Annotated in this window: 27 protein-coding genes; 13 read left to right on the top strand and 14 right to left on the bottom strand. The window is 45.0% G+C overall.

Annotation, left to right across the window (positions count from 1 at the left end; genetic code table 11):
• Nucleotides 1-50 precede the first annotated feature (50 nt).
• Nucleotides 51-869: an SDR family NAD(P)-dependent oxidoreductase gene (locus tag AC1DYT_RS21075; protein ID WP_477471496.1), complete on the bottom strand. Its 819-nt coding sequence runs from the start codon at nucleotides 867-869 to the stop codon at nucleotides 51-53.
• 706 nt (nucleotides 870-1,575) lie between these two features.
• On the opposite strand from AC1DYT_RS21075, the gene AC1DYT_RS21080 reads away from it, so the two are divergent.
• The 4 genes from AC1DYT_RS21080 (at nucleotide 1,576) to AC1DYT_RS21095 (ending at nucleotide 4,325) form a co-directional block, all read left to right on the top strand.
• On the top strand, nucleotides 1,576-2,535 hold the full coding sequence (locus AC1DYT_RS21080; protein WP_477471497.1) for a hypothetical protein: 960 nt from the start codon (nucleotides 1,576-1,578) through the stop codon (nucleotides 2,533-2,535).
• Between the two features lie 120 nt (nucleotides 2,536-2,655).
• On the top strand, nucleotides 2,656-3,039 hold the full coding sequence (locus AC1DYT_RS21085) for a hypothetical protein (protein ID WP_477471498.1): 384 nt from the start codon (nucleotides 2,656-2,658) through the stop codon (nucleotides 3,037-3,039).
• A 95-nt stretch (nucleotides 3,040-3,134) separates the two neighbouring features.
• On the top strand, nucleotides 3,135-3,320 hold the full coding sequence (locus tag AC1DYT_RS21090; protein ID WP_477471499.1) for a hypothetical protein: 186 nt from the start codon (nucleotides 3,135-3,137) through the stop codon (nucleotides 3,318-3,320).
• Between the two features lie 318 nt (nucleotides 3,321-3,638).
• Complete coding sequence (locus tag AC1DYT_RS21095; RefSeq protein WP_477471500.1) at nucleotides 3,639-4,325, top strand: cyclase family protein; 687 nt, start codon at nucleotides 3,639-3,641, stop codon at nucleotides 4,323-4,325.
• A gap of 395 nt (nucleotides 4,326-4,720) precedes the next feature.
• Here AC1DYT_RS21095 and AC1DYT_RS21100 read toward each other — a convergent pair whose 3' ends face one another.
• The 7 genes from AC1DYT_RS21100 to proS all read right to left on the bottom strand — a co-directional run bounded on the left by AC1DYT_RS21100 (nucleotide 4,721) and on the right by proS (nucleotide 11,099).
• On the bottom strand, nucleotides 4,721-6,355 hold the full coding sequence (locus AC1DYT_RS21100; RefSeq protein WP_477471501.1) for an ABC-F family ATP-binding cassette domain-containing protein: 1,635 nt from the start codon (nucleotides 6,353-6,355) through the stop codon (nucleotides 4,721-4,723).
• Nucleotides 6,356-6,461: 106 nt separating this feature from the next.
• Complete coding sequence (locus AC1DYT_RS21105) at nucleotides 6,462-6,836, bottom strand: DUF5655 domain-containing protein (RefSeq protein WP_477471502.1); 375 nt, start codon at nucleotides 6,834-6,836, stop codon at nucleotides 6,462-6,464.
• A gap of 9 nt (nucleotides 6,837-6,845) precedes the next feature.
• The gene (locus tag AC1DYT_RS21110) at nucleotides 6,846-7,139 is read right to left on the bottom strand and encodes a type II toxin-antitoxin system RelE/ParE family toxin (protein ID WP_477471503.1); all 294 of its coding nucleotides are present in this window, start codon (nucleotides 7,137-7,139) and stop codon (nucleotides 6,846-6,848) included.
• On the bottom strand, nucleotides 7,126-7,353 hold the full coding sequence (locus tag AC1DYT_RS21115) for a hypothetical protein (RefSeq protein WP_477471504.1): 228 nt from the start codon (nucleotides 7,351-7,353) through the stop codon (nucleotides 7,126-7,128). Before AC1DYT_RS21115 ends, AC1DYT_RS21110 begins: the two co-directional genes overlap by 14 nt.
• 137 nt (nucleotides 7,354-7,490) lie before the next feature.
• On the bottom strand, nucleotides 7,491-8,303 hold the full coding sequence (locus AC1DYT_RS21120) for a TIGR02757 family protein (protein ID WP_477471505.1): 813 nt from the start codon (nucleotides 8,301-8,303) through the stop codon (nucleotides 7,491-7,493).
• Between the two features lie 83 nt (nucleotides 8,304-8,386).
• Nucleotides 8,387-9,526 (bottom strand): cystathionine gamma-synthase, encoded by a 1,140-nt coding sequence (locus AC1DYT_RS21125; RefSeq protein ID WP_477471506.1) that lies wholly within the window; start codon nucleotides 9,524-9,526, stop codon nucleotides 8,387-8,389.
• A gap of 100 nt (nucleotides 9,527-9,626) precedes the next feature.
• Nucleotides 9,627-11,099, bottom strand: coding sequence for a proline--tRNA ligase (gene proS / locus AC1DYT_RS21130; RefSeq protein WP_477471507.1), 1,473 nt, complete (start codon nucleotides 11,097-11,099; stop codon nucleotides 9,627-9,629).
• A gap of 105 nt (nucleotides 11,100-11,204) precedes the next feature.
• On the opposite strand from proS, the gene AC1DYT_RS21135 reads away from it, so the two are divergent.
• The 3 genes from AC1DYT_RS21135 to AC1DYT_RS21145 all read left to right on the top strand — a co-directional run bounded on the left by AC1DYT_RS21135 (nucleotide 11,205) and on the right by AC1DYT_RS21145 (nucleotide 14,273).
• Nucleotides 11,205-12,137, top strand: a complete 933-nt coding sequence (locus AC1DYT_RS21135; RefSeq protein WP_477471508.1) for a hypothetical protein — start codon at nucleotides 11,205-11,207, stop codon at nucleotides 12,135-12,137.
• Between the two features lie 26 nt (nucleotides 12,138-12,163).
• A complete protein-coding gene (locus AC1DYT_RS21140; protein ID WP_477471509.1) occupies nucleotides 12,164-13,648 on the top strand; it encodes an OmpP1/FadL family transporter in 1,485 nt (494 codons plus the stop codon).
• Between the two features lie 109 nt (nucleotides 13,649-13,757).
• A complete protein-coding gene (locus tag AC1DYT_RS21145; protein WP_477471510.1) occupies nucleotides 13,758-14,273 on the top strand; it encodes a hypothetical protein in 516 nt (171 codons plus the stop codon).
• A gap of 533 nt (nucleotides 14,274-14,806) precedes the next feature.
• Here AC1DYT_RS21145 and AC1DYT_RS21150 read toward each other — a convergent pair.
• Nucleotides 14,807-15,286, bottom strand: coding sequence for a Dps family protein (locus AC1DYT_RS21150; protein ID WP_477471511.1), 480 nt, complete (start codon nucleotides 15,284-15,286; stop codon nucleotides 14,807-14,809).
• 108 nt (nucleotides 15,287-15,394) lie between these two features.
• Here AC1DYT_RS21150 and AC1DYT_RS21155 point away from each other — a divergent pair, with 108 nt between their 5' ends.
• From AC1DYT_RS21155 to AC1DYT_RS21170, 4 genes are read left to right on the top strand one after another with little or no spacing between them, the layout of a single operon-like run.
• Complete coding sequence (locus tag AC1DYT_RS21155) at nucleotides 15,395-16,147, top strand: DUF4905 domain-containing protein (protein ID WP_477471512.1); 753 nt, start codon at nucleotides 15,395-15,397, stop codon at nucleotides 16,145-16,147.
• A 22-nt stretch (nucleotides 16,148-16,169) separates the two neighbouring features.
• Complete coding sequence (locus AC1DYT_RS21160; RefSeq protein WP_477471513.1) at nucleotides 16,170-17,228, top strand: DPBB and LysM peptidoglycan-binding domain-containing protein; 1,059 nt, start codon at nucleotides 16,170-16,172, stop codon at nucleotides 17,226-17,228.
• Nucleotides 17,221-17,862: a uridine kinase family protein gene (locus AC1DYT_RS21165; RefSeq protein ID WP_477471514.1), complete on the top strand. Its 642-nt coding sequence runs from the start codon at nucleotides 17,221-17,223 to the stop codon at nucleotides 17,860-17,862. Before AC1DYT_RS21160 ends, AC1DYT_RS21165 begins: the two co-directional genes overlap by 8 nt.
• Before the next feature lie 8 nt (nucleotides 17,863-17,870).
• Nucleotides 17,871-18,773 carry an arginase family protein gene (locus tag AC1DYT_RS21170; RefSeq protein ID WP_477471515.1) on the top strand — a complete coding sequence of 301 codons (903 nt, stop codon included), beginning with the start codon at nucleotides 17,871-17,873 and terminating at the stop codon, nucleotides 18,771-18,773.
• A 12-nt stretch (nucleotides 18,774-18,785) separates the two neighbouring features.
• On the opposite strand, the gene AC1DYT_RS21175 is transcribed toward AC1DYT_RS21170, so the two are convergent.
• From AC1DYT_RS21175 to AC1DYT_RS21190, 4 genes are all read right to left on the bottom strand, one after another.
• Nucleotides 18,786-19,055 carry a hypothetical protein gene (locus AC1DYT_RS21175; protein ID WP_477471516.1) on the bottom strand — a complete coding sequence of 90 codons (270 nt, stop codon included), beginning with the start codon at nucleotides 19,053-19,055 and terminating at the stop codon, nucleotides 18,786-18,788.
• A gap of 161 nt (nucleotides 19,056-19,216) precedes the next feature.
• Nucleotides 19,217-21,343, bottom strand: a complete 2,127-nt coding sequence (gene pnp, locus AC1DYT_RS21180; RefSeq protein WP_477459887.1) for a polyribonucleotide nucleotidyltransferase — start codon at nucleotides 21,341-21,343, stop codon at nucleotides 19,217-19,219.
• A gap of 221 nt (nucleotides 21,344-21,564) precedes the next feature.
• Complete coding sequence (gene rpsO, locus AC1DYT_RS21185) at nucleotides 21,565-21,843, bottom strand: 30S ribosomal protein S15 (RefSeq protein WP_191187177.1); 279 nt, start codon at nucleotides 21,841-21,843, stop codon at nucleotides 21,565-21,567.
• A gap of 193 nt (nucleotides 21,844-22,036) precedes the next feature.
• Complete coding sequence (locus tag AC1DYT_RS21190) at nucleotides 22,037-22,636, bottom strand: hypothetical protein (protein ID WP_477471517.1); 600 nt, start codon at nucleotides 22,634-22,636, stop codon at nucleotides 22,037-22,039.
• 705 nt (nucleotides 22,637-23,341) lie between these two features.
• Here AC1DYT_RS21190 and AC1DYT_RS21195 point away from each other — a divergent pair.
• Both AC1DYT_RS21195 and AC1DYT_RS21200 read left to right on the top strand, forming a co-directional pair.
• Complete coding sequence (locus tag AC1DYT_RS21195; protein ID WP_477471518.1) at nucleotides 23,342-23,752, top strand: acyl-CoA thioesterase; 411 nt, start codon at nucleotides 23,342-23,344, stop codon at nucleotides 23,750-23,752.
• Between the two features lie 33 nt (nucleotides 23,753-23,785).
• Complete coding sequence (locus AC1DYT_RS21200; protein ID WP_477471519.1) at nucleotides 23,786-24,253, top strand: PIN domain-containing protein; 468 nt, start codon at nucleotides 23,786-23,788, stop codon at nucleotides 24,251-24,253.
• 288 nt (nucleotides 24,254-24,541) lie between these two features.
• Here the strand turns inward: AC1DYT_RS21200 and AC1DYT_RS21205 are convergent, their stop codons facing one another.
• Complete coding sequence (locus AC1DYT_RS21205) at nucleotides 24,542-25,123, bottom strand: hypothetical protein (RefSeq protein ID WP_477471520.1); 582 nt, start codon at nucleotides 25,121-25,123, stop codon at nucleotides 24,542-24,544.
• Nucleotides 25,124-25,268 lie beyond the last annotated feature (145 nt).

A 25,268-nucleotide genomic window follows, 5' to 3' on the forward strand; every position in this document is an offset into this window, starting at 1 on the left:
ATAAAAACCGGAACCCGGTTAATCCAGGTTCCGTTGATTTCAAACTTGTATTAACCATGTGCTGCCACCGAAACGTCCTGCCATGATTCCCATGTTTTAAGACGTTCTCCATAGGTGTGTTTAACCCAGGGGTAGGTGGTTTTACCCAGCAACAATCGTAATGGGGGATTTTCTGAATCCACCAAGCTAAAAATAGCTTGGACAGTTGCCTCGGGATTACCGGAATCCTGTTCATTGGCATGCTCATAAAAATCCTTCCTTATGCCATCGTAGGCATTTACGGTTGCACTTAGTGCCAGAGAATTGGTGCCGAAGAAATCTGTAGAGAAACCACCGGGTTCGAGTATGGTTACCTTAATACCAAAACCACTTACTTCGCCAGCCAATGTTTCGGTAAGGCCCTCAACCGCAAACTTAGATGCACTGTACAGTCCCATCAATGATACCGTATTAAGGCCCAACGCACTTGAAAGCTGAATGATTTGTCCCGATTTCTGCTCTCGCATGATGGGCAGAACCGCCTGAATGGTCCACAATGAACCCAGTACATTGGTTTCAAACTGTGACCTTACGTCCTGCTCGCTTAATTCTTCTACGGCTCCAATGTGTCCAAAACCCGCATTATTGATCAATACATCGATGCGGCCAAAGTGTGTTCTTGCCGTTTGGATCGATTCAAAACTCACCGCTCTATCGGTTACGTCAAGTTCTAAGACCAATAGATTAGAGGGGAATTCCTTTTTCAGGTCGTTTAGTGCGTAGGGGTTGCGTACAGCGGCAACGACGTTATCGCCACGTTGTAAAAACGCTTGTGCCCAGATTCTGCCAAATCCACGTGATGCGCCTGTTATAAAAATTGTTTTTGCCATTATGTAATTTTTTAATGTTTGATAATGACAAAGTTCAGTCAATTATTAATAGCTGTTGTGATACAAAAGTAGGCAATAATGAAACGTTTTTACGAAATCCCGTCCCTTTCACGATGTATTGCAGATATCAAAACCATCTTATTATTAGTTCATTAGATTGATCTTACTATACAATCACCAACCAATGTTTGAAACAGATTTTGCTTAATGCTAAAGGTAAGATCAACTTAGTAATCAGTTTCTTTTAAGCAGATTTAGGATTTTTTTCAAACAATGCCCTATTGAACTTAACGACATCGGGATGAGATGGATAGGATGGTAACACAGAAAGGTCTGCAATAGCTTTGTCTCTCAAAAGAGGTGCATCTTCTTTCACGCCATCTTCTAATGCCTGTTTTAATTCTTCGCCGTTGTTGGTGTTGTCACCAGCGACCTACCGGGTGCCTTTATTAAACGAAATGCCCGTACATTTTTCCACCGTTACAGCAAAACGGTAAATACGTTGCATTTAAACATCGCGGTTTGTTGGAGACAACCCCAACAAAGGCGGGACACTCGAAATAAATTTGGCTTAGTGTCCTTTGCGTCCTCCCTTTGTGGCCTTTGCGGTAAAAATTGACCACAAAATACGTGCTGACCAAATCTTAATTTGTTGGTCAATTGTTAATTGCCTAATTTTAGATACTAAATCTAAACCCCCAATTTTATGCCTAAGCAAAAATCCCTGCTGATTGCCTTATTCTTACTGATATGCGCTGCCGCCAAAGCCACCACCTGGGACGAGCCCTGGCATAACAAAGTAGTGAAGCAGTCCCAATACTTCGTTCTGGCAAAAATTACCGGTTACGACGAAACCAAGGGCGTAACCATCAGTATCTTGAAGCAATTGGGCGGCAGTGCCCTCTCGGGCGAAATCAAGATAACCAATTTCTATCTCCTGAACCTTTGCAGCACCTCATCGGGCGAAGGGCCCGAGTTCCATTTTGCAAACGTCGATAGCTGCTACTTTTTCCTCACCCTGAACGATAAAAAACAGTACTGTATTGCCACGCCCACCACCGGATATGCGGCGGTGCAAAATGGCCATGTTGTGGCTACCTATCGCCATAGCTACCAGCAGGCCCTGGTAGACGGCGACACCTACGAAAAAACCATGACGGCCATCTTCAACAATTACCATGGCCTGGGTTATGATACGCAGTACATCAACGGCTTCGTAGATAAATATTTAGCCATGAAACCAGCCGGTTTGAGCCAGGCAGACGGAGACCTATTCTTCAATCAACACGTGGCGCTGGAATGCATCTATCACCTTAACTTACCGGGGCACTACAACCAGTTGCTGCCGTTTTTAAGGGACACCGCTAACCTGCATAACCAAATATCGGCTGCCAGGGCTTTAGGCGCTTACGATACCGATGAAAGCACCAAAACGCTGCTGGCCGAAATTGGCAACCCACACAACGTAGGTTTCATGAAAGTAATGTGCGTTTGGGCGCTTCAGGCTTACAAACCCAGGCCCATAAAAGCGGAACTTGTTAAATTAGAAGCGTCCGCATCTGAAGATGAGGTTGGTTTTGGCGGCAACATCATGGACCCAAGGGTATGCACGTCGCTGCCCAACGTAAAAGAAGCTTTGATCGAATTGATTAAGCAGAGCAAATAGTGGGCGGGCGTACGATAATAAAGAGGGCGAATTATCATACGGTTTATTTTAAGGAAGAAGCATAGGTAGGATTACGCTGATTTTGGGAAGATTGCACCAATTTTGTTTATAACATCATCAATGAAAAGAATATTACTACTGTTGTTTATCGTATTGTCGGTTAAAGCATCTGCTCAAACCACGGCTACCGACTCTACTTCAAAACCGGCGGTTGCGCTTCGCAACAAGATCATCAGCGAATCTAAAGACGGAGGCAAGCTGGATACCTGGACGCTCATTAAAGGGCACGAAATGGACGGGAAGCAAATAGCACCGGGGTTATTTGCCAGTAACAGAGAAATAGCTATTATGATATGGACCTACAATGTAGTAAAAATTGGTGTAGCGAACAAAACCGAGATTGTATCTATTTATGAAGAGCTGAAAAGCAGAAAAATCCGGGAGGATGAATTAGTAAGTATTAATTACGGCTATACTAAAGCCATGGCCGACAAAAACAAGTAAACAAAACACACATTATCTGATTTTAAATAGAAATGATATTAAGGCTACTTCTCGTGTTTTTACCAATTATAACCCATTTGTTATTAGCTGGCTACATGGGCAGAAGCATCGCAAAATCGATTCTCCTCACCAAAAAACAAAAGTGGATAAATATTATCCTTGCTGTATTGATACCGTTCGTATGGTCGGTACTGATGTATTATATCTTGAAGAAAGAACCCAATTACTTTGATAAGCGAAAAGTTATCACAAACGATAAACTGGAGGGAAGCGGATTTTAACATCCGATAATAATGCGCGCGATAGATTGTTCGATTCCCCTTTTGAGCGTAATAGCCCATGAATGGACAGGCCGATGATTTAATCAAACGTTCTGATGGAACGTTATAGGTATTGTTGCGTTTTTCTACCAGCCAGACATCCCGAAGGGATGAGGAAAGCAATTTCGTTCCATAGGAACGTGTGGTTGGTAGAAATAAAAATGTCGGTTTGCTTACGTTCCATGGGAACGTTTGGTGATTCTGTATAATGAGGGGTTCAACACTGGCGGAAATTTATATGGCTAATAGCAAAGTTTTATATCTTAGCTATCATCTTTTATGCAATCATCCGACAAACAACCAGCCACTAAATTTATCGACCTAAGCCACACTATCGAAAATGGCTTGATAACCTATAAAGGCTTGCCTGCGCCAATTGTGTGCGATTACCTAAGCAGGGAAGACTCTAAAAAATTTTATGAGGAAGGTACCGAATTCCAGATAGGTAAAATTGAAATGGTTACCAATACCGGCACTTATATGGACTGTCCTTTTCATCGGTTTGCAGATGGGAAGGATTTCTCTCAGATTGGCCTGGAATGCTTTACCGACCTGGATGCCATTGTTGTAGGGTTGCCGTTTACGGATGAGTTAGCCATTACCGCAGCACACTTAAAGAATTACGAATTAAAAAACAAGGCGGTTTTGCTTTATACCGGATGGGCAGAACACTGGAACACAGAACTGTATTACGATAATCACCCTTTTGTAACTGAGGAGGCCGCCATTTATTTGCGGGATAGTGGCGCAAAACTGGTAGGTATTGATAGCCATAATATAGATGATACCTCGGGCCGTACAAGGCCAACGCACACAACACTTTTAGGAGCGGGTATTTTAATTGTAGAGCATATGTGCAACCTGCACCTGCTTCCATCACATGGTTTTACTTTTAGCGCTATTCCGCCAAAATTTAAGGGTATAGGTACCTTCCCGGTAAGAGCTATGGCAAAAGTGCCTTGTTAAGGCATTGGCAATTGTAACATCTTTTAAAGCAGGTTTATTAGCGCCTTTGTTGGTGGTAACAACACCAACCAAGGCGGAACACTCGAAATAAATTTGGCTTTGTGTCCTTTGTGTTTCTCCCTTTGTGGACTTTGTGGTAAAATTTAACCACAAAGGCGGAACACTCGAAATAAATTTGGCTTTGTGTCCTTTGTGTTTCTCCCTTTGTGGACTTTGTGGTAAAATTTAACCACAAAGTCCGCAAAGATTAGCATACCGTTTAGCGCAAAGGGCACAAAGCATATCTTGACCACATTTAGTTTTGTTGTTTAACACTGTATATATTTATGATACAGACTCTTCATCCTAGCGGTTACCATCAACACTAATTTATTCCACAGATATGGTATTGCTTTTTAGCTTTGTTCGATCTCTTTTAAGCTATCCATTTTTTTGTAGGCCAAAAACCCTTTGATATCCTCAAAGTGTTCGCGAACGCGTTTATTGCCAAACTCGAATACTTTTTTTGCCAACCCGTCCAGGAAATCCCGATCGTGCGATACCAGAATCAGGGTGCCGTCGAAGTCTTTCAGCGCATCCTTGATGATATCTTTCGTTTTCATGTCCAAATGATTGGTCGGCTCATCAAGTATCAGCAAATTCACAGGTTCTAACAGCAACTTGATCATGGCTAAACGGGTTCTCTCCCCTCCGGAAAGCACCTTTACTTTTTTGGTGGTATCATCGCCGCTGAACATGAATGCGCCTAAAAGGTCTTTGATCTTGAGCGAGCTATCGGTTAAAGGGATCTGGTCAATGGTTTCAAATACCGTTAAGTTGCCATCAAGCAATGCAGCCTGGTTTTGGGCAAAGTACCCGATCTTTGCATTATGGCCAACCTTTAAACTCCCTTCAAATTCAATCTCGTTCATTATGGCTTTGATCATGGTAGATTTACCTTCACCGTTCTTGCCCACAAAAGCAACCTTTTCGCCACGCTCGATCACCATAGAGGCGTTTTTAAATACTACGTGGTCGCCATAGGTTTTGGTGAGGTCTTCTACAATTACCGGGTATTGACCGGAACGCGGTGAGGGCGGAAATTTCAGCCGTAATGCCGAAGTGTCAACTTCGTCTATCTCAATAACCGCGAGTTTTTCCAGCATTTTCACACGCGATTGTACCTGCAGGGTTTTAGAGTAGGTGCCCCTGAAGCGGTCGATAAATTCCTGGTTATCGGCAATAAAACGCTGCTGCTCCTCGTAGGCCTTTAACTGGTGTACCCGGCGGTCGGCACGCAATTGCAGGTAATGGCTGTATTTGGCTTTGTAATCATATATGCGGCCCATGGTCACCTCGATGGTGCGGTTGGTAATGTTATCTACAAATGCTCTGTCGTGCGAGATCACCATCACCGCCTTGGCCGAATTGATGAGGAAGTCTTCCAGCCACTGGATACTTTCGATGTCCATGTGGTTAGTCGGCTCATCCAGTAGGATCAGGTCCGGTTTTTTCAGCAAGATCTTGGCCAGTTCGATGCGCATCCGCCAGCCGCCCGAAAACTCCGAGGTTTGCCGGGTAAAATCCTTGCGTTCGAAGCCCAGGCCCTTAAGTACTTTTTCTGCCTCAGCATCATAATTAGTATCTTCTACCGAATAAACTTTCTCGCTCAGTTCCGATACCCTTTCGATCAGCTTCATGTAGTCGTCACTGTCGTAATCGGTGCGGATAGTGAGCTGTTCGTTCACCTCATCCAGTTCCTTTTGCAATTTATTCGCCTCGGCAAAAGCTTTCATGGTTTCTTCAAAAACGGTCACCTTGTCTTCGGTGAACAAATGCTGCGGCAAATAAGCAATTACCGCCTCTTTAGGGCCGGTAACACTCCCGGTGGTTGGTTTGGCTTCGCCGGCAATAATTTTGAGGATGGTAGATTTACCGGCCCCGTTTTTGCCCATCAGGGCTATCTTATCGTTCTCGTTGATGGGGAAAGTTACGTCGCTGAACAGGGTAGTTCCGCCAAATGATACGGAAATGTTATTTACATTGATCACAGTGTGGGCATATTGATTTGCAGGCAAAGATAAAGAAAGTGCTAAGTTTACTGAAACCGGGATTGCACCGATTTGGAATTGATTACGCCGATTTTCGCCCCCCTAATTATCTGATGTTTTCCTCATTATACGCCAGCTTCATAAACGCAAGCACTTCTTCATTCAAATCCTCCGGCGCAAGCATCCTGAAATGATGGTTAAACTGTTGCTGCCCCGGCACCTGCGCTATTTTCTGAAAGCATAGGTTATCCGGGTATTCTTGTTTAAAGGGGAATACCACATGGATAAAGCTTTTCCCCAACTGCGTTACCCATGCAATACGCTTGTGGCTGTTGGAGATGCCTATCATGCTTTTGGTGGCCTCCACCTGTATATCCCCCACTTTGCTGAACTCTGCAATAAAATGATGGAACAGCATCAGGGTGTATTCTGATTTACCTGTGAGGAAGGCAGATAGTTGGCGGTCGTCGGCGGGTGTCATGTTGTGATGTTATTCAAATTGGTTTGGATTGCGCCTTGTATGAAATACTGATACAACATTTATCGTATTCAAATTTAAATCAACCCAATAAATAACTATGAATGGAAACTTCCTTAAAGGAGCGAAATGTAAATCGCCTTTATATTTTTGTGCATATAGTAGTGGATTTGCCTCTATAATGCCTAAAGTGTATCTAAGGGCTTTCCTGAATTTAAGCGATAACCCCTTCTGTTGTTCCTCGTACCAATCACAAGCTTCTTTCACTTCAAGCTCAGCTTGCTTAAGAAGTTTAAGAGTAGGCACGGTTAAGGTCGTCTTCAATATCCTTCCAATCGCGCGCGGTAGTTTTGCCATCGATGAAATCCTGCTTCCGTTTCAGCAACATATCGATCTCCGCTTCTGAAAAAAGGTAATCCGGCTCTTCATCAACTGTGTATGACAAGCCAAAGCGTGCCAACACGTCCTCTAAGGCCTGAAGGTCTTTATCGTCTGGTATGTTTACGGTTACTGTAGTCATAATCAAATTTAACAATCATTAATTTAAAAAGCAATTAAATTGGGGAAGCAGATAGCTGAAGGTCGGCGGCGGGTAGCATGGATTAAAGATAATCACTAATCAGTGAAATCAAACTAATCGGTGAAATCATTCAATCACTAAAACTCCGGCAATATACCCTCCAAGCCCCACCTTTCCTCAATGCCCAGCCCAAACAACGCGAAATCATATTTAACAGGGTCCAGCGGGTCGAGTTCGCGGAGGTTTTGGGTGAGTTCGAGGGCGGTTTGCCAGTCGGTTTGTTTGCGGGTGATGAGTTTGAGTTTTCGGGCAACCCGGTCTACGTGCAAATCGCAGGGGCAAACCAGCTCTGCCGGACTGATACGGCTCCAAATCCCAAAATCTACGCCCTGCTCATCCTTCCGCACCATCCAGCGCAGGAACATGCACAGCCGTTTGCAGCTAGATTTTTGCGAGGGAGAGGAAACGTGTTTTTTGGTGCGGTTTGGGAAATCGGGAAGCGACATGAAGTAGCTCCTGAAATGGTCAAGAGCCCCCTCCGCCCCCTGAAGGGGGAACCTTTGATTTGCATTTGTGCCCATCGGTACAAATGCTTCTTCTAATGACTGATGGTAAGTATAATGGTGCCTGAAAAACGAAATAAAGTACAGCGTATCGATATCGTTAAAGGTGCGGTGCTTAAAATGGAGCAGCTTCTTTAAGTCCGGCTCTTCGTGGTTGATGATGAAATCGTAAGGCGCGCCATCCATCAAGGTAATGAGTTCTTTGCACTTATTGATAATGGTAACCCGCTGCCCCCAGGCCAGAGTTGCCGCCCAAAAGCCCATGATCTCGATATCCTGCTTTTTGGTAAACAGGTGCGGGATGCTCACCGGGTCGTTAGCGATAAATTCGGGGCGGTTGTATTGGGAGACTTTTTGGTCGAGGAAAGCTTTGAGGTTATCGTTCATTGTAATAGAATCAAGAGGCAAGAATCAAGAGATAAGACTTTTTTGCCTTTCTTGATTCTTGCCTCTTATCTCTTGGCTCTAATTTAAGCCAGCGCCTGTTTCAAATCCTCCAGCAAATCTTCGATATCCTCTACCCCTACGCTCAGTCGTAGCAGGTTATCTACCACGCCGGCTTTGTCGCGCTCGGCTTTGGGGATGCTGCCGTGCGTCATGCTCACGGGGTGGTTGATGAGGGATTCTACGCCGCCTAATGATTCGGCCAGGGAGAATACTTTAAAAGACCCCGCGATGCGGAAGGTTTCCTGCAGGTCGGCATCCTTTAAAACGATAGAAATCATGCCGCCAAAATCGCGCATCTGCCTTTTGGCAACCTCGTGGTTCGGCGAATCGGGGAAGCCCGGCCAGTATATTTTCTCTACCCTTGGGTGATCTTTTAAAAACTCGGCCACAGCCCTGCCGTTCTCGCAGTGGGCCTTCATACGCAGGTGCAGGGTTTTGATGCCCCGAAGTACCAGGAAGCTATCCATAGGCCCGGGAGTAGCTCCGCAGGCATTGTAAATGAACCACAGCTTCTTGTACAGCTCCTCGTCGTTCAGCATCAGGGCGCCCATCACCACATCGCTGTGACCGCCGATGTATTTGGTTACCGAATGCATTACTACATCGGCACCCAAATCAATCGGGTTTTGCAGGTATGGCGAAGCAAAGGTATTATCCACCACGAAAAGCAGATTATTGGCCTTGCTGATCTTGCCGATAGCCTCTATATCCACCACCTGCATCGTAGGGTTGGTAGGCGTTTCTATCCAGATGAGTTTGGTTTTATCGTTGATGTATTGGTTTATGATCTCCGGGTCTTTCAAATCCAGGAAATGGAATTTGATGCCGTAGTTGGCGAATATTTTGGTGAAGATACGGTACGAGCCGCCGTAGAGGTCGTTACCGGTAATTACCTCATCGCCGGGCGAAAGGAGTTTCATTACGGCATCGGTTGCACCCATGCCGCTGGAGAATGCCAGTCCGTATTTTGCGTTTTCCAAAGCCGCTAAGCAATCTTCCAGCGCCTTACGGGTTGGGTTGGTACCGCGCGAATACTCATACCCCTTATTATCCCCCGGCGATTTTTGCCAGTAGGTAGAGGTTTGGTATATCGGCGTCATGATAGCGCCTGTAGTTGGATCGGGCTCCTGCCCTGCGTGTATTGCTTTTGTTGCGAATTTCATGTCGTGCTTTCAGCACGGTCCATAGTCGATAGTCGATGGACCATAGTAAAAAATACAATATTCATAGCTATGGACTATCGACCATCGACTATGGACTAAATTAGTATGCTCGGGCAAAAAGCACCCTCTGCGTCGACGGATTGCCCGTCAAAATGCATTTGCCCTCTTCCTGCTTATTGTTCAAAGGTATGCAACGTATTGTTGCCTTAGTTTCATCTTTTATCTTTTGTTCGGTTTCTGAGGTGCCATCCCAATGGGCCGATATAAAGCCCGGCTGCTCATCAAGCATACGTTTGAACTCCTCGTAGGTATCTACCTCGGTGGTATTCTCCGCACGGAAGGTTGAGGCCTTGGTGTAGATATTGGTCTGTATCTCTTCCAGCAAGGCGGTGATGTGCGCTGCCAAACCATCCTGTTGTACGGTTTCCTTGGTTTTGGTATCGCGGCGGGCAAGTTCTACGGTGCCATTCTGCATATCGCGACTGCCTATGGCTACGCGCAATGGCACGCCTTTCAGTTCGTATTCGGCAAATTTTGCGCCAGGGCGATGGGTGTCGCGGTTATCGAATTTCACGGTAACATCTTTAGAGCGTAACTCTTTAGTTAAGCCTTTAACGTATTCGCTGATGGCATCCAGTTCTTCGGGGTGCTTGTATATCGGCACAATAACCACCTGTATCGGTGCCAGTTTTGGCGGCAATACCAGTCCGGCATCATCGGAGTGCGCCATAATCAAGGCACCAATTAAACGTGTTGATACTCCCCATGAGGTTGCCCAAACAAAATCCTGTTTGTTATCGCGGGTGGTGAATTTCACGTCGAAAGCTTTGGCGAAATTCTGCCCTAAAAAGTGTGATGTACCGGCCTGCAGGGCCTTGCCATCCTGCATCAATGCTTCGATGCAGTAGGTATCCAGCGCGCCGGCGAAGCGTTCGTTGGCGGTTTTGCGGCCTTTTACTACCGGCAGCGCCATCCAATTTTCGGCAAATTCGGCGTAAACATCCAGCATCTGTTCGGTTTCTGCTACAGCTTCTTCGGCGGTTGCGTGGGCGGTATGGCCCTCCTGCCATAAGAATTCGCTGGTGCGCAAAAACAAACGGGTGCGCATTTCCCAACGCATTACGTTGGCCCATTGGTTCACCAAAATAGGCAAATCACGGTAGCTTTGTATCCAGCCGCGGTAGGTGTTCCAGATGATGGTTTCTGATGTTGGGCGAATGATTAATTCTTCCTCCAATTTCGCGTCCTCATCCACAACAATATTGCCGTTGCCATCGTTCTTTAGCCTGTAGTGGGTAACTACAGCGCATTCTTTAGCGAAACCTTCCACGTGGCTGGCTTCTTTAGAGAAGAAAGACTTTGGTATAAGCAGCGGGAAATAGGCGTTCTGATGCCCGGTTTCTTTGAACATTTTATCGAGCTGAGCCTGTATCTTTTCCCATATAGAATAGCCGTAGGGCTTAATGATCATACACCCTCTGACAGGCGAATATTCGGCCATATCAGATTTAATTATTAAGTCGTTAAACCATTGCGAATAATCTTCGTCTTTGCTGATAACACCTTTGCTCATATATTGATTTTTGGAATAGAATTTGACTTTATAATTAATAATACTAACCGCCAAATTTATAAATTTATACGTTTATTTGAACTCGAACTTTATACTCTCTGCAAAATGAAAAGGAACCTACTCTTAGGAATCGCAATTATCGGCGCCGTGGCGCTGAGTTCCTGCTCGGTAAATAAAACCGCAAACAACGCAAAAAACAGCGACGACGTCTACTTTTCGCAGGCAACCGCAGGAGAAGCGCCCGAATATATAGCGCCTAAACCCGTGTACCAGCAGCAGCAGGACGACGTAGCCTATGACGGCGATGGCGGCGACGACGATTATTACTACTACGACGATTACTCATCGCGTATCAACCGTTTTGGCTATTACTCGCCATTTAGCTACTACGATAGCTATTACGGCAATTACAATCCATACAATTACAGCAACTATAGTTTCAGCATAGGCCTAAACTGGAGCCCTTTCACCCTCCCTTATGGCTATTATGGCGGTATAGGCTATGGCTATGGTGCATTTTCGCCCTATGCCGGCTTTGGTTATGGCGGTTATTATGGTTACGGTGGTTATGGCGGCTATGGCTATTCGCCCTACTCGTACTGGGGTACAGGCTATGGTTACGGCGGCTCGTACTGGGGCCCGGTATCGGCCTATGGCAACCCGCGCCCTGTGCGCGGAACAGGCAGCCCGCGTGGATTAGGCGCAGGCGGCCGCAATGGTGTAGGCTATAACGGGGTTGCCAACAATGGCATTGGCTACTATCCAAACAGGCCAACCAGGGGCGCAAACGGCGGCTATACCAGAACGGCTAACGGCAATAATAACGGCGGCTACAGCAATACGCGCCCAACCAGGGCAGCACGCAGCGGCGGTAACGACAGCTATCAGCCACAACAACGCCCGGCAAGTACAGCCCGCACGCCCGATAGGCAACCTACTTACTCTCCTCCCGCTCCTTCATCCTCAAGCAGCAGTGGTGGCGGTGGCGGCGGCTCAAGCAGCGGCGGTGGTGGCGGCGGCAGACCATCACGACCATAATTTTTATCACATACACCTATTATTTTATGAAAATTAAATATCTACTCAGTGTAATTGCTATAGTAGCAATTACCCAAAATAGTTTTGCCCAATACGCGCAGGATGCGGTGCGTTTTTCTACCGGGCAAACCGGCTCTACAGCGCGTATAAAAGGCGTTGGCAATGCCGGCACAGCCATTGGCGGCGACCTTAGCTCGGTAAGCGGCAACCCCGCCGGCCTGGGTTTCTTTACCCATTCGGAGTTGAGCATTACGCCCGAATACAACAATTTCAAAGCAAACTCGAGCTATTTAAACAGTTCTAAAGTTGATACAAAAACTACCGGCAACCTTAACCACGCCGCCTTTGTGATATACCAGCAGCTGCAACGGCCAAAAGGTGCCGATAAAACCAAAGGATGGCTTAGTTTTAACTATGGCGGCGGTTACAGCCGTACCGCGAATTTTTACGAAAACATCAATTACGCGGGCCGAAATAGCAACAACTCTATCAATGATTACTATGCCAACCAGGCCAACCAGTATGGTATAGACGTAGGTACCCTGGCCGGTGCCGCTTACGACCATAACCTGATAGATAATTACGGCACCAACGCCGATCCCAACTATAAAAGCAATGCTTTCCCTGGCATTAACCAGCAGAGCATCGCGACACGCAGCGGCGGCCTATCAGCTTTGGATTTTGCCTTTGGCGCCAACTACAGCAACAAGTTCTACATCGGCGCGGGCATAAGCTTCGTAAACGTGAGGTTCAACTCCCTCAGCAATTTTTATGAGGATGGTTCGCTATCGGTACTCGAAGGCAATCCTAACCCTGTTGGGGTTACCCGCAATTACACCTCTAATTTTACGCAGGATCAAGACACCAAAGGCTCGGGCATTAGCGGCCGTTTAGGCGTTATCTTCAAACCTGCCGATGCATTCCGTATAGGTGCGGTAATTCACACGCCTACTTATTATACTATTGATGATTCGTACAGCGAGAGCCTGGCTACCAGCATAAGCAACGGACAGCGTTACGAAGACGGTCCGCAGAACTATGCGCTGACTTACACCATGCGCACACCGTGGAAATTTGCCGGCGGTGCATCTATATTCATTAAATCGTTTGGTTTTATTACCGGCGATATCGAATATGTAGATTACAGCAGCACCCATATCAGCAGCGATGCTAATTTCGATGGCACTTTCGATAACTCGACCATACGCAGCAATTACCAATCGGCAGTAAACTACCATTTAGGTGCCGAAGCCCGCATCACCAGTTTCTTTTTGCTGCGTGGCGGTTACGGCATACAGGGCAAAGCCCGCCGCGATGGCAACGACAGCGACATTAAAACCGTAAGCGGCGGCTTAGGTCTGCGCTTTGGCCAGTATTACCTGGATGCTACCTACACCCACGCCACCGGCAGCCAAACGGTGTTCCCTTACGAAATCGGTTCTGCAAGCCCAAGCGCATTGCTCAACAAAACATTGAACAATGGTTATTTGACTTTGGGGTATAGGTTTTAAGATTTGAGACGTGAGATTTGAGATGTGAGACTTCATAGTGGCTATTTAACCACAGAGTCCGCAGAGATATACACAGAGGTTCACAGAGATTTTATAAATAAGCGAGGCGATGAAAAATTTCATCGCCTTACTTATTGGAATTGAAATCAAAAAAATGGAAGTTGAATTATTACAAAACCTTAGAGATAATCCAAAAAGAGGGCCGTTCCGAAACGAGCCAATTTCGTTGGATGAAATTCGTGCGCTGGAATTGGTGTATAACAATGGCAACGAGTTTCCAAAGGCGTTGCGTGAAATGTTGTTCCTCGCTGGGAAATATTGCATTGTACTTGATTTTGGGCTAAATCATTCACAACAAGAATTGCAAGAAGATACCAGAAAATGGATGAAAGAATTCGACAGGTTTATATCCAGGCCATTTTATGTAATAGATATTTACAACGCGCTTGACCAGTGTGTTTTTGTTTATTTAGATGAGGTCGGCGTACACGACCCGGTTATTTACGAAGCATATTACGCGGATGCTTTGCTTGAGCCCTCGTGGATTCGTTGCCTGGACTTAACAATCTCTGATTTGATTACAACAAGGCTGCATAGCGTAAAAATGGGTGAAAATCCATATTGAAGCACTAAAAATCTAAAAGACTTTCTGCCGCCGCAGGGTCCTCTACCGAGTTTGAGTTAACCCATAAAAATACTACGCTAAAAAGCCATCGCTACTGCAAACTTAATATCATAAAACGTTCCGATGGAACGTAAAATGGACGGTTTTACATGTTTCCTACCCATAAGCCGTCCCGAAGGGACGAAGAAAGTAAATGCGTATCCCTTCGGGATACCTTATGGGTAGAAAAAGAAAGATATGAAAGCGCGTTCCATAGGAACGCTTTATAGGTTCTCACGATTTGGTAAGTGGCGGGAACACTTCATGTCCCCGTAAGGTCTCTTTGAAAAAGGACCCTGCGGAACCGTTGCCCCCCCCCCGGGGAAGCCCGGAGCGTAACACAATCTTCCGCCGCCGCAGGATCCTCTACTGAGAGCCTGCGGTGACGGTTAAGATGCTTTACATAAATAATCAAGGCGATGAAAATTTCATCGCCTTGATTATTTATGGGGTAATAACAAATCCGAAATCGAACATTCGAATTCCGAAATCAATTAATCTTCATTCACGAAAGACCTCAACATCCAGGTGTTTTTCTCCTTGAATTGCATAAAACGGTTCACCATATCGTTGGTACCATCGTCGCCGGCTTTATCGGTTATTTCCAGTAGTTCGCGCTCCATTTCAATCAATGTAGCCATGTCTTCAATCAAAGCCTTTACCATATCGGTATCCTTCAATCCGATGGTTTGGATTTCTTTCAGGGTTGATGTGCCGATATAGTCTTTAAAAGTACTATAAGGGGCTTTTCCCAGGGTGAGGATACGCTCTGCCAGTTCGTCGATAGTAGTAAGCGCGGCGGTGTATAACTCCTCGAATTTTACGTGCAGGGTAAAAAAGCTTTGGCCTTTTACGTTCCAGTGGCAGCCACGCAGTTTTTGGTAGTGGATGTGGTAATTGGCCAGCAGGTCGTTCAGATGGTCTACAACCGGTTTTACTTTTTTTTCTTCTAAGCTTATTTCTTTTGCGTCCATAGTGTTGTGATGTGTGTATGTGTTTGGTGGATTAGATACCTTTGGCGGCATCGTTGATAAAGGTAAGCACATTTGATAATATTGCCCATATTTGCAGCATAAATGACAATGCTGCAACCATTATTCGGCCATCAATTCGGCGGCACCATCTGGCGGATGGAGATAGACGAGCTAACAGACACCCTGCTGCTGGAAATACGAAACTCCGACGATAAGCAGGTAAGTTTTGCCTCCCTATCCTTAACTACCGGCCGGCTGTACTTTGAAGGCCTTACTACCGAAGAACGCTGGCTTACGGGTTTGGAAGCCGTGTATGATGGCGTAGCTTTACTGCATTACTACAAGCATGAGGGCAGCCCCGAGCACAAGGGCATTATCGCCATCGGCACACAGGATGCTGCGACCTTATGGAGCAACTACAGCCACGCGTTCGACCATCTCAGCATAAACGGCCCTATAATTTACGATACCACCCTACAGCCCAAAAAACTGATGCTGGCCGATATGACTACCGGCCGGCCGATGCGCAGCTACCAACCGGCCGATTTGCCCCTGCCCAACAGCATAGCCGTACCCGAAATAGCCTCCGCACAGGATTTTATGGCCGGCACGCTACCCGAAACGCCTTACGGAAATATCGTGCAGCGGCTGGATTACAATAGGTATAGAATTGTATCTTTGCACACGTTAAAAAACGGGGTGCTGCAACAGCACCTGTATATAATGGAGGGTCCGGAGATTGTGTACGCCGATTTATTGAACGCCGATATACAAAAATTGCAGCCCGAGGCGTTTGTATTACATAAAAATGTACTTGTTTACATTAAGAATAAAACAGAAATTATCGTATTAGCCCTCTAAAAATACTGTATAATAGCAAATTATGAAGCATAAGTTCTTATTGTTATCCTCCATATCCCTCTTCGCCTCCGCTTCGTTATACGCCCGCCCATTAGTTGATTCTGTAGGCGTAGAAAACCTCAACGGCAAGAAAGTTATCCTCCACAAGCTGGACCCAAAAGACAATTATTACTCCCTCGGTCGCAAATACGGCGTTAGCCCGAAAGCTATCATCGACTTTAATAATAACGCCAGCATGCAGATTGGCAAAATTATCAAAGTGCCTACCGAGCGCCCCTTTGCCGATGCCCCTGCGGTAGTAACTACCACCCCGGCCCAACAGCCGCAAACAAAGCCTGTAGTGCAGCAACCCGCAACAACTCAGCCTGCAACTACCACTCCCGTAGTAACTACCCAGCCCGCAACAAACACACCACCCACCATAACCGCTGCCGACCAAAAAACTGCACAGCAGGTGGCCAACAGCAATAATACCAGCGGCATTACCACGCAGCAATACAAAGTATCGGCTGGCGAAACGCTTTATGCCATCGCCAAACGCTTCGGCACTACGGTTGATGAAATTACCGAAACCAACAAACTAACCGGCCCCCTTATGCCGGGCCAGGTGCTCACCATACGCTCAGGCGTGCCTGCGCCTAAGCCCGTTGCAACGCAACCCGTTGTTACGCAGCCTGCAGGTACTGCTCCTGTTGTAATGCACCCCGATACCGCCTTGGCCAAACGCGATAGCACTTACGTGGCATCGCCGGCAGATTCATTGGCCGATAAACGCGCCGGTAACGCCAAATACGGCTTATTCGAAAAGAACGAGAAGGGCGTAGCCACCTGGATAGAAGATACCAGCCTCGACCCCAATAAAAAACTGATACTGCACCGCACCGCCCCTATTGGCACCGTGATGCGCATTACCAACCCCATGACGGGTAAAAGCACCTTTGCCAAGGTAGTTGGCCGCTTTACCGATAACCAAAACACCCAGGGCGTTATGATTGTAATGACCAAGAATGTTGCCGACGCTATCGGTGCTATTGACAAACGTTTCCATGTAACTATTAGCTACGGTACGCCTAATGAATAAACCTTATGTAGTTGGTGTTGCCGGCGGAAGCGGAAGTGGCAAAACCTTTTTCCTGAAATGTTTTTTGGAGCATTTTACGCCCGAAGAAGTGTGCCTGGTATCGCAGGATGATTACTACATCCCCGTGGCGCATACCATGACCAAGGAAGAAAACAAGCACTATAACTTCGACCTGCCCAGCACCATTGATGCTGATTTGTTTGAGAGCGACATCAGCAAGCTGATGCGCTGGGAAACCGTTTACCAAAAAGAATACACCTTCAATAACCCCGATATCGTACCCAGGATACTGGAGATAAAGCCCGCGCCTATCATTATCGTAGAGGGTTTGTTCATCCTCCACTTTAAAAAGGTAGCCAACGATCTGGACATGACCATCTTCATCGAAGCCGACGAAGACATTGCCCTGGCACGCCGCCTTAAGCGCGACCTGGCCGAACGCGGCTACTCTAACGAAGACGCGTATTTCAAATGGGTGAACCACGTTGTACCGGCCTATAAAGAGTACCTGCTGCCCCACCGCGACAGATGTGCCAAAGTAGTAATCAACAACGGAACGGTGGCGGATGACATCATCAGGGTAACAGACGAAATTTCGCAGGAATTGAGGGAAAGGGTTTTCGGGAAAAGATAAGGCGATTTATGAATAACCTGGTTGTGATAGAAAGCCCTTTCAATTTAGGGTTAAAAGAACTTACGCCGGGCAAACCGCCGGGTGTAGACAGGCTTCCGCAATGGCTAAAGCAACACGGCCTATATGAAGCCCTCTCGCCCACTCAAATCATCAACATACCCGCACCACCCTACAGCATGCATATCGATGCCGAAACGGGCGTTAGGAACGCGGATGCAATTGTGGACTATTCCAAAAATTTAGCGCTTACGGTACAGGATACTTTAGCAAAAAACAACTTCCCCTTAGTTATCGGCGGCGATTGCAGCATATTGATCGGCTGCATGCTGGGCGCAAAAAAGCATGGCCAATGCGCTTTGTTTTTTATGGATGGGCATACCGACTACGTCCCCACCCAATTTTCGGCAACCAAAGCCGCGGCAGGCATGGACCTGGCTTTAGTAACCGGCAACGGTGCGAACAAAATCACCAATATCGATGGCTTAAAACCCTACGTAAACGAAGCCGACGCCCTTGCTTTCGGTAATCGTTGCGAGGACCGGGAGTATGTAGAGTTGATCCTCAACTCGGGCATCGCCTATTTCAGCTTGAGCCATATCAGGCAAATCGGTATTAAAACCGTTACAGCTGATTTTATAGCCCAGGCTAAATTGAAAAACTTAGACGGCATCTGGATTCATTTGGACGTAGACGTGCTGGATGATGATATAATGCCCTGTGTGGACTCCCCTCAGCAAGGAGGCCTATCTTATAGCGAACTGAACCAAACGTTAACTGCGCTTTTCCAATCGGGTATAGTAAGCGGTATGGATATTACCATCCTCGATCCGGATCTAGACGAAGAGGGAGTGTATGCAGGGATCTTCGTTAAAGAAATAGCAAAAGTGCTTAATGCACGGGGAAAGGAATAGTTCGAAATCTCGTCAATCGCAATTCAGCAACAGATCGTAGTATTTCTTCATCAGGATGGTATCGTAGTTCACGAGAGAGTTGTAGGCTTCGGTAACCAGCTCGTTCAAAATAGAAGAGCCGAGCTGCCCTGCCCCGTTGGGGATGGAGTCGTAATAGGTAATAAGCTCTTTAACCCTTATGATCTCGTACAATAACTGCTGAATGAGGTCGGTGTGCTGCCCGTTGCCCATCCCCCGCGAATTATTGAGAAAACCTAAAGGATCATTGGTGGTAGATGTCATTTGCAAAACAAGGATCCGGCTAAATGTTTCTCGATATAGTTATACTTAAGTACTTGCAACCACTAAGATTTGTATTTTGTTTTAATTATTTATAAAAAATTAAAATTAAAATAACAAAACCCTCTTTTTGGGAGGGTTTTGTCTTATACGGATTAGGTATGTTATTTGTTCGACTCTGGCCTTGGCAATAAAACTTTACGGGAAAGTTTCAGTTTGCCTTGTTTATCCACGTCAAGCAGTTTCACGCGCACCTCGTCGCCTATGTTGAAGATACCATCCATGGTCTCTATCCTGCGGTGATCTATTTCAGAGATGTGCAGCAAGCCATCTTTACCCGGCATAATTTCTACGAATGCGCCAAACGGCATAATCGATTTCACTTTGCCTTCGTATATCTCGCCAACTTCCGGTTTAGAAGCGATGTTGCGGATGCGGGTTAAAGCCGCATCGATAGCTGCCTTGTTATCGGCAAATACCTGTACTATACCCACGTTGTTAACCTCTTCGATAGAGATAGTAGCACCGGTTTCGCGTTGCATTTCCTGGATGATTTTACCGCCGGGCCCGATAACTGCACCAATAAATTCTTTGTCGATTTTAATGGTAACAATACGTGGAGCGTGTGGTTTATAATCTTCGCGTGGCGCGGTCATGGTTTTAGCCATTTCGCCAAGGATATGTAAGCGGCCTTCTTTTGCCTGATCTAATGCGTTGGTAAGCACTTCGTAAGAAAGACCGTTAATTTTCAGGTCCATCTGTACAGCAACTATACCGTTTTTGGTACCGGTTACTTTAAAGTCCATATCACCTAAGTGATCTTCATCGCCAAGGATATCAGAAAGGATAGCGTATTTGGTACCCATTTCGTTGGTGATCAAGCCCATTGCGATACCTGATACCGGGTTGGTGATTTTAACACCTGCATCCATCAAAGCCAAAGTACCGGCGCAAACCGTAGCCATTGACGATGAACCGTTAGATTCCAAAATATCAGAAACGATACGGATAGTGTATGGGTTCTCATCTTCGTGCGGTAACACACGTTTTAACGAACGCATAGCCAGGTTACCGTGACCAATCTCGCGACGGCCTGCACCCCTGTTAGGGCGAACCTCACCGGTTGAGAAACCAGGGAAATTGTAGTGCAACAGGAATTTTTGGTAACCGTTGATGAAAGCACCATCAATCATTTGCTCATCGTCCTTAGCGCCTAAGGTAACGGTGGTTAATGCCTGGGTTTCGCCGCGGGTAAATACAGCGCTACCGTGTGCAGATGGCAGGTAACTAACTTCGCTCCATATAGGGCGTATTTGTTTGGTGTGGCGGCCATCTAAACGTTTGCCTTCATCCAAAACCAGGTTACGGATGGCATCGTATTCCACATCGTGGTAGTATTTTTTGGCTAACGATTTGGTGATATCGTCAATTTCGCCTAAAGTAGCGATGTAAGCATCACGTACTTCTTTGAATTTTGCAGAACGCTCGTCTTTTGCAGAAGCAGAAGAAGCGATATCATATACCTGCTGGTAAGTAGCTTCGTAGATAGCCTTTTTCAGGTCTTCGTTGCTGTGCTCGTGGCTGTAGGTACGTTTAACAGTTTTGCCAACTTCTTCGGCAAGCTCAATTTGCGCTAAACACTGTATTTTGATGGCAGTGTGTGCAAACTTAATCGCTTCAACCAGTTCAGCTTCCTGTATCTCGGCACTTTCGCCTTCCACCATGTTGATGTCGTGCTGGTTACCTGCTACAATGAATTCTAGGGTTGCAGTTTTTAACTGGCTAAGGGTTGGGTTGATAATCAATTTGCCATCAACTTTAGCAACACGCACTTCAGATATAGGCCCGTTGAAAGGGATATCAGAAACAGCTAATGCTGCAGAAGCCGCTAAACCTGCCAGTGCATCCGGCATAATGTCTTTATCGGCAGAAATCAAAGAAATCATCACTTGTGTATCGGCGTGATAATCTTCTGGGAACATTGGGCGCAATGCACGGTCAACCAAACGCGAGATCAAAACCTCATAGTCTGACAAACGTGCCTCGCGGCGTAAAAAACCACCCGGTATGCGGCCGGTGGAAGCGTATTTCTCTTGATAATCTACAGAAAGAGGTAAGAAATCAATGCCCTCTTTTGCATCCGGTGATGATACTACAGTAGCCAATAACATGGTATCACCCATCTTAATTACTACAGAGCCATCTGCCTGCTTAGCCAGTTTACCGGTTTCGATCTCAATGGTGCGGCCGTCACCTAAATCAATAACCTTTTTAATTACGTTTAAACTCATCTTGTTTGTGTTGTGGGGCGCTTTTCATCTTCAGGAGCGTCCCGGTTTTTATGTGTGTGTATGTATTGTTTCGATGTGTATGTTTCGCCGGTTCTGAATCGGCTTTTGAAGCTGTTTTTGCGACTGTTTTAGGTTTATAAAAGGCAGCAAATAACGATTTCAAAAAGTAAAAAAGCCATCCTGCATAATGCGGACGGCTTTTTGAAAAATATTCAGGAGGATTACTTGATGATATCCCTTAGCGCTAAAGCTTTGATGATAGCACGATACCTGTTGATATCTTTTTTGAAAAGGTATGCCAGCAATCCGCGGCGTTTACCTACTAATTTTTGTAGCGATAACTGGGTAGAAAAATCGTGTTTGTTTTTCTTAAGGTGACCAGTTAAGTGCGCTATGCGGTAAGTGAATAATGCTACCTGTCCTTCGGTTGTACCTGTATCAGCGGCACTCTTACCATGTTTTGCAAAGATCTCTGCCTTTGCTTCGTTACTTAAATACATTACGTAAATAATATTAAAGCGTTTAAAATTCTATTAATTGTGGCGCAAAGATACGGTTAAGCTTTTATATGTGCAAGGGGTGGTTTGATATTGGTGAATTGTTGATTAAGAGGGTGGTTGGGGTTGGCGAAAGTCGTTGAATTTATATATTAAGAGGACTATAATTTCCAGTTCGTTACTGCTGTATTACTGCTCATTTTGCTAGTTTATAGAAATCCATTTGCCTAACTATACTGTCAGCCTTTACGATGGTCATTTGCTTTGTCTCGAATGTGTTGCCAATTCCAATATCCGCACCAAACACATTAACTACCCAATCATTATTTTCCGGCGCATCCTGCTTTTTAAACTTTACTGTATTTGCACAACTATTAAGTTCGGCTTTAACCTTATCAATGCCATATTTCCCAATGCATAGCCGGATAAATCGTTCGTGAATCTTACTGTTCCAAGCTTCTGTATTGGCTAAGAATGGCTGCAATGTAGTTATCGCGTTTTTTTTGTCACCAAGCCTTTCATAAGCATAAGAGCAAAGAATAGCAGAATTAACCTCATATTGAAGATAACCATTCATATCCGAATAACTTTTTAACTGCACAGGTCTTTCGTTATGATAAAAGGCAATTACAATCTTAAACAACTCGTTGGCCTTCTCTTTCTCTCCCCGTTTATCAAATTGAATAGCGGATTTGCAATGATTGATTAATTTATGAGGTGTTGTTAGAGGATAGTCGTACTGTAAATAAGTGAAAATCCCTGTCTCGGTTACGGTAGTATCAAGCTTGGAATTCACAATAATTACGGTGTCTATTTTCCTAATAACCGTGTCACAGTTATGGTATAATGTTTCCAACTTATCATATTCATCGAGGTCGCTATTTATGGTTCTCGTTCTTACTCCTGATTGGTTACAGGACAAAAGCAAAAATGGCCAGAGAATATTTATTAACTGTTTCAATTTGTAACAAATCGCATGTAAATTATTTATAAATGTAACTATTCTCCGCTCAAAATCAACCACTCACCAATCGTGGCGTTGCCTGCGGCCCGCGCTCTAAACGCTTGCGAAATTGCCTACTATGAAAAATCAATGCCCCGCAACCCGCACATCCACCTTCATTGCCGTCGGTTTTAATCGACGGATTAAAAGCAAACCTACAGGCTTTAGCCAAAACCTATTTCGGTTAGAAAACCATGGGGGGTACCGTCGGTTAAAACCGACGTTAATGAAACTGATAAACTTGCATATCAACCACATCGGGGTTAAACGTCGGTAGTAAGAATACAACAAAATCTTTTCGTGCCATCGGTACGAAACCCAACCCCGCGATCACCTACTTGCTATTGTACAGTACCTACGGCACTGAAATTCGTTCATCTCAATATCTACCGACATTTTGCCCCCATGGGGCAGTTAACCGTCGAAAGATATTTAGGAATGATATTCCTCTTATCAAATCTTTCTTACTTTTGACTTCTAACTTTTTACTTTCAAAGCATGCCCTACTCCACTTTCGAAACCGAGCACCGCGTACGTCCCGATGATATCGACATGTTTCAGCATGTGCATAACAGCAAGTATTTTGATTATGTGCTGGCCGCCCGTTACGAGCAGATGGAAACCTGCTACGGCATGGGCATGGAGAAATTTATGGAGCGCGGCTTTGGATGGGTAGTGCGCAGCGTATATATGGACTACAAACGCGCCCTGGTAATGGGCGATTACTTCTTAGTGCGCACCGGCATAGAAAGCATCAACGATAAAGGCTGCCGCGTGGCATTCACCATCATCAACAAAGCCACCAAAAAAGTTTGCTGCGATGGCTACTTCGATTACGTAATGATTGATATGGCCACCGGTCGCGGCACGAAAGTGCCCGAGGATGTGATTGAGCATTATGGGATTTGAGTTGACCTTATATTATAATTTGTATATTTACCTATGAAACCACGGCTTTATCTTGACACTTCAGTATTTGGAGGTTATTTTGATGACGAGTTTGAGGAGTTCACAAAACTTTTATTTGAACGGATTCGAAATGATGAATTTGTTGTCATGTATTCTTCTGTGACGGCTTATGAACTTGCTTCAGCACCCACAAAAGTAAAGTCGTTGGTAACAGCACTCAAAGCATCAAATACCGAATTTATAGAGGAATCAGATGACGCTGTTGAGTTAGCCATGTCATATATAAACGAAAAAGTCGTTGGCAAAACAAGTTTTGCAGATTGTTTGCATATTGCGTTAGCAACTATTCATAAAGCCAGTTTTTTAGTTAGTTGGAACTTTAAACATATCGTAAACGTTGACAGAATAAGGGGATACAATTCTATTAATTTAAAAAATGGACACGGCTTACTTGAAATTCGCTCACCGAGAGATTTTATAAAATATGAAGACAGTAATTGAAAAAAAATTCGACGCTGTTCTGTTTATGCGTGAACAGCGTGAAAAATTGACTATCGAATTGTCTAAAATGACAAAGGAGGAAATAGTGGAATTCTTTAAGCAAAAAAGCAAAACAGAACCGCTAAGGCCAAGTGCGTAGTTTTCGTGCAGGATGACGAGATTGAGCATTAGTGTATTTGATGTGCAGATTTCAAATTTCAGATGTGCAGATAAAACTCCTCAACTTATCCTTGCGAGGCCCATGTATGATAGAAGCGAATATTGCAGATAATGCTAATTTTCAAAATATTATTTTCCACTGATTATTGAAAAACGTATATTATCAAGTGACACCCAATTATTCTTTTTAGCATACACTATTACTTGCCCATTACTCAAAACATCAACCCGGCAAGGCAGATCATCTGAACAAACTGTTGCGAAAACCAGTCTTTTTTTGGGGCGACAGCCGTCTGGCAATATAAAAGCTGGCATATTATTTATGCCCCCTTTTATTAACCCATTTAAATAAACTTCCCCATCGCTGTATTTCAGGTAACCAGCACCTGAATATTCAACTAGATTTCCATTATCAAAGTTAACCCAGCCAGATGCCAAATCGGCCTCATGCCAAATGGGTTTAATGTTGTTACGAATAATAGCTAAGGAATCTATTTGTGGTTGAATACTTGCCTCCACGCGATTACTTATGTAAAAATTAGCTAATGCTAAAAGGCCAACTCCGCAAGCAGGGACAAAGAGGCCAATTACCCAACGGAATGTACGGACATAGCTGTCAAGTTTTCTTTCGATTTCATCTTTCACTCGGTCCGCCTCGGTTCTGGCGGCTTCTTTTGCTTTTTCTATTTTATCGCGAATTGTTTCACTCATTTCACTACTATTATTTAGATAAATCTATATTATTATCTCAAATCAACCAAGCCCTCAGAAATATTAAAATAATTATTGTTTGATGCAAAACTGCATTGGAAAAGTCAACCAAAAAGTCATAGAAAACAGTTCTAATTGGGAAAAG

The sequence above is a fragment of the Mucilaginibacter sp. P1_D10 genome, assembly GCF_056406215.1.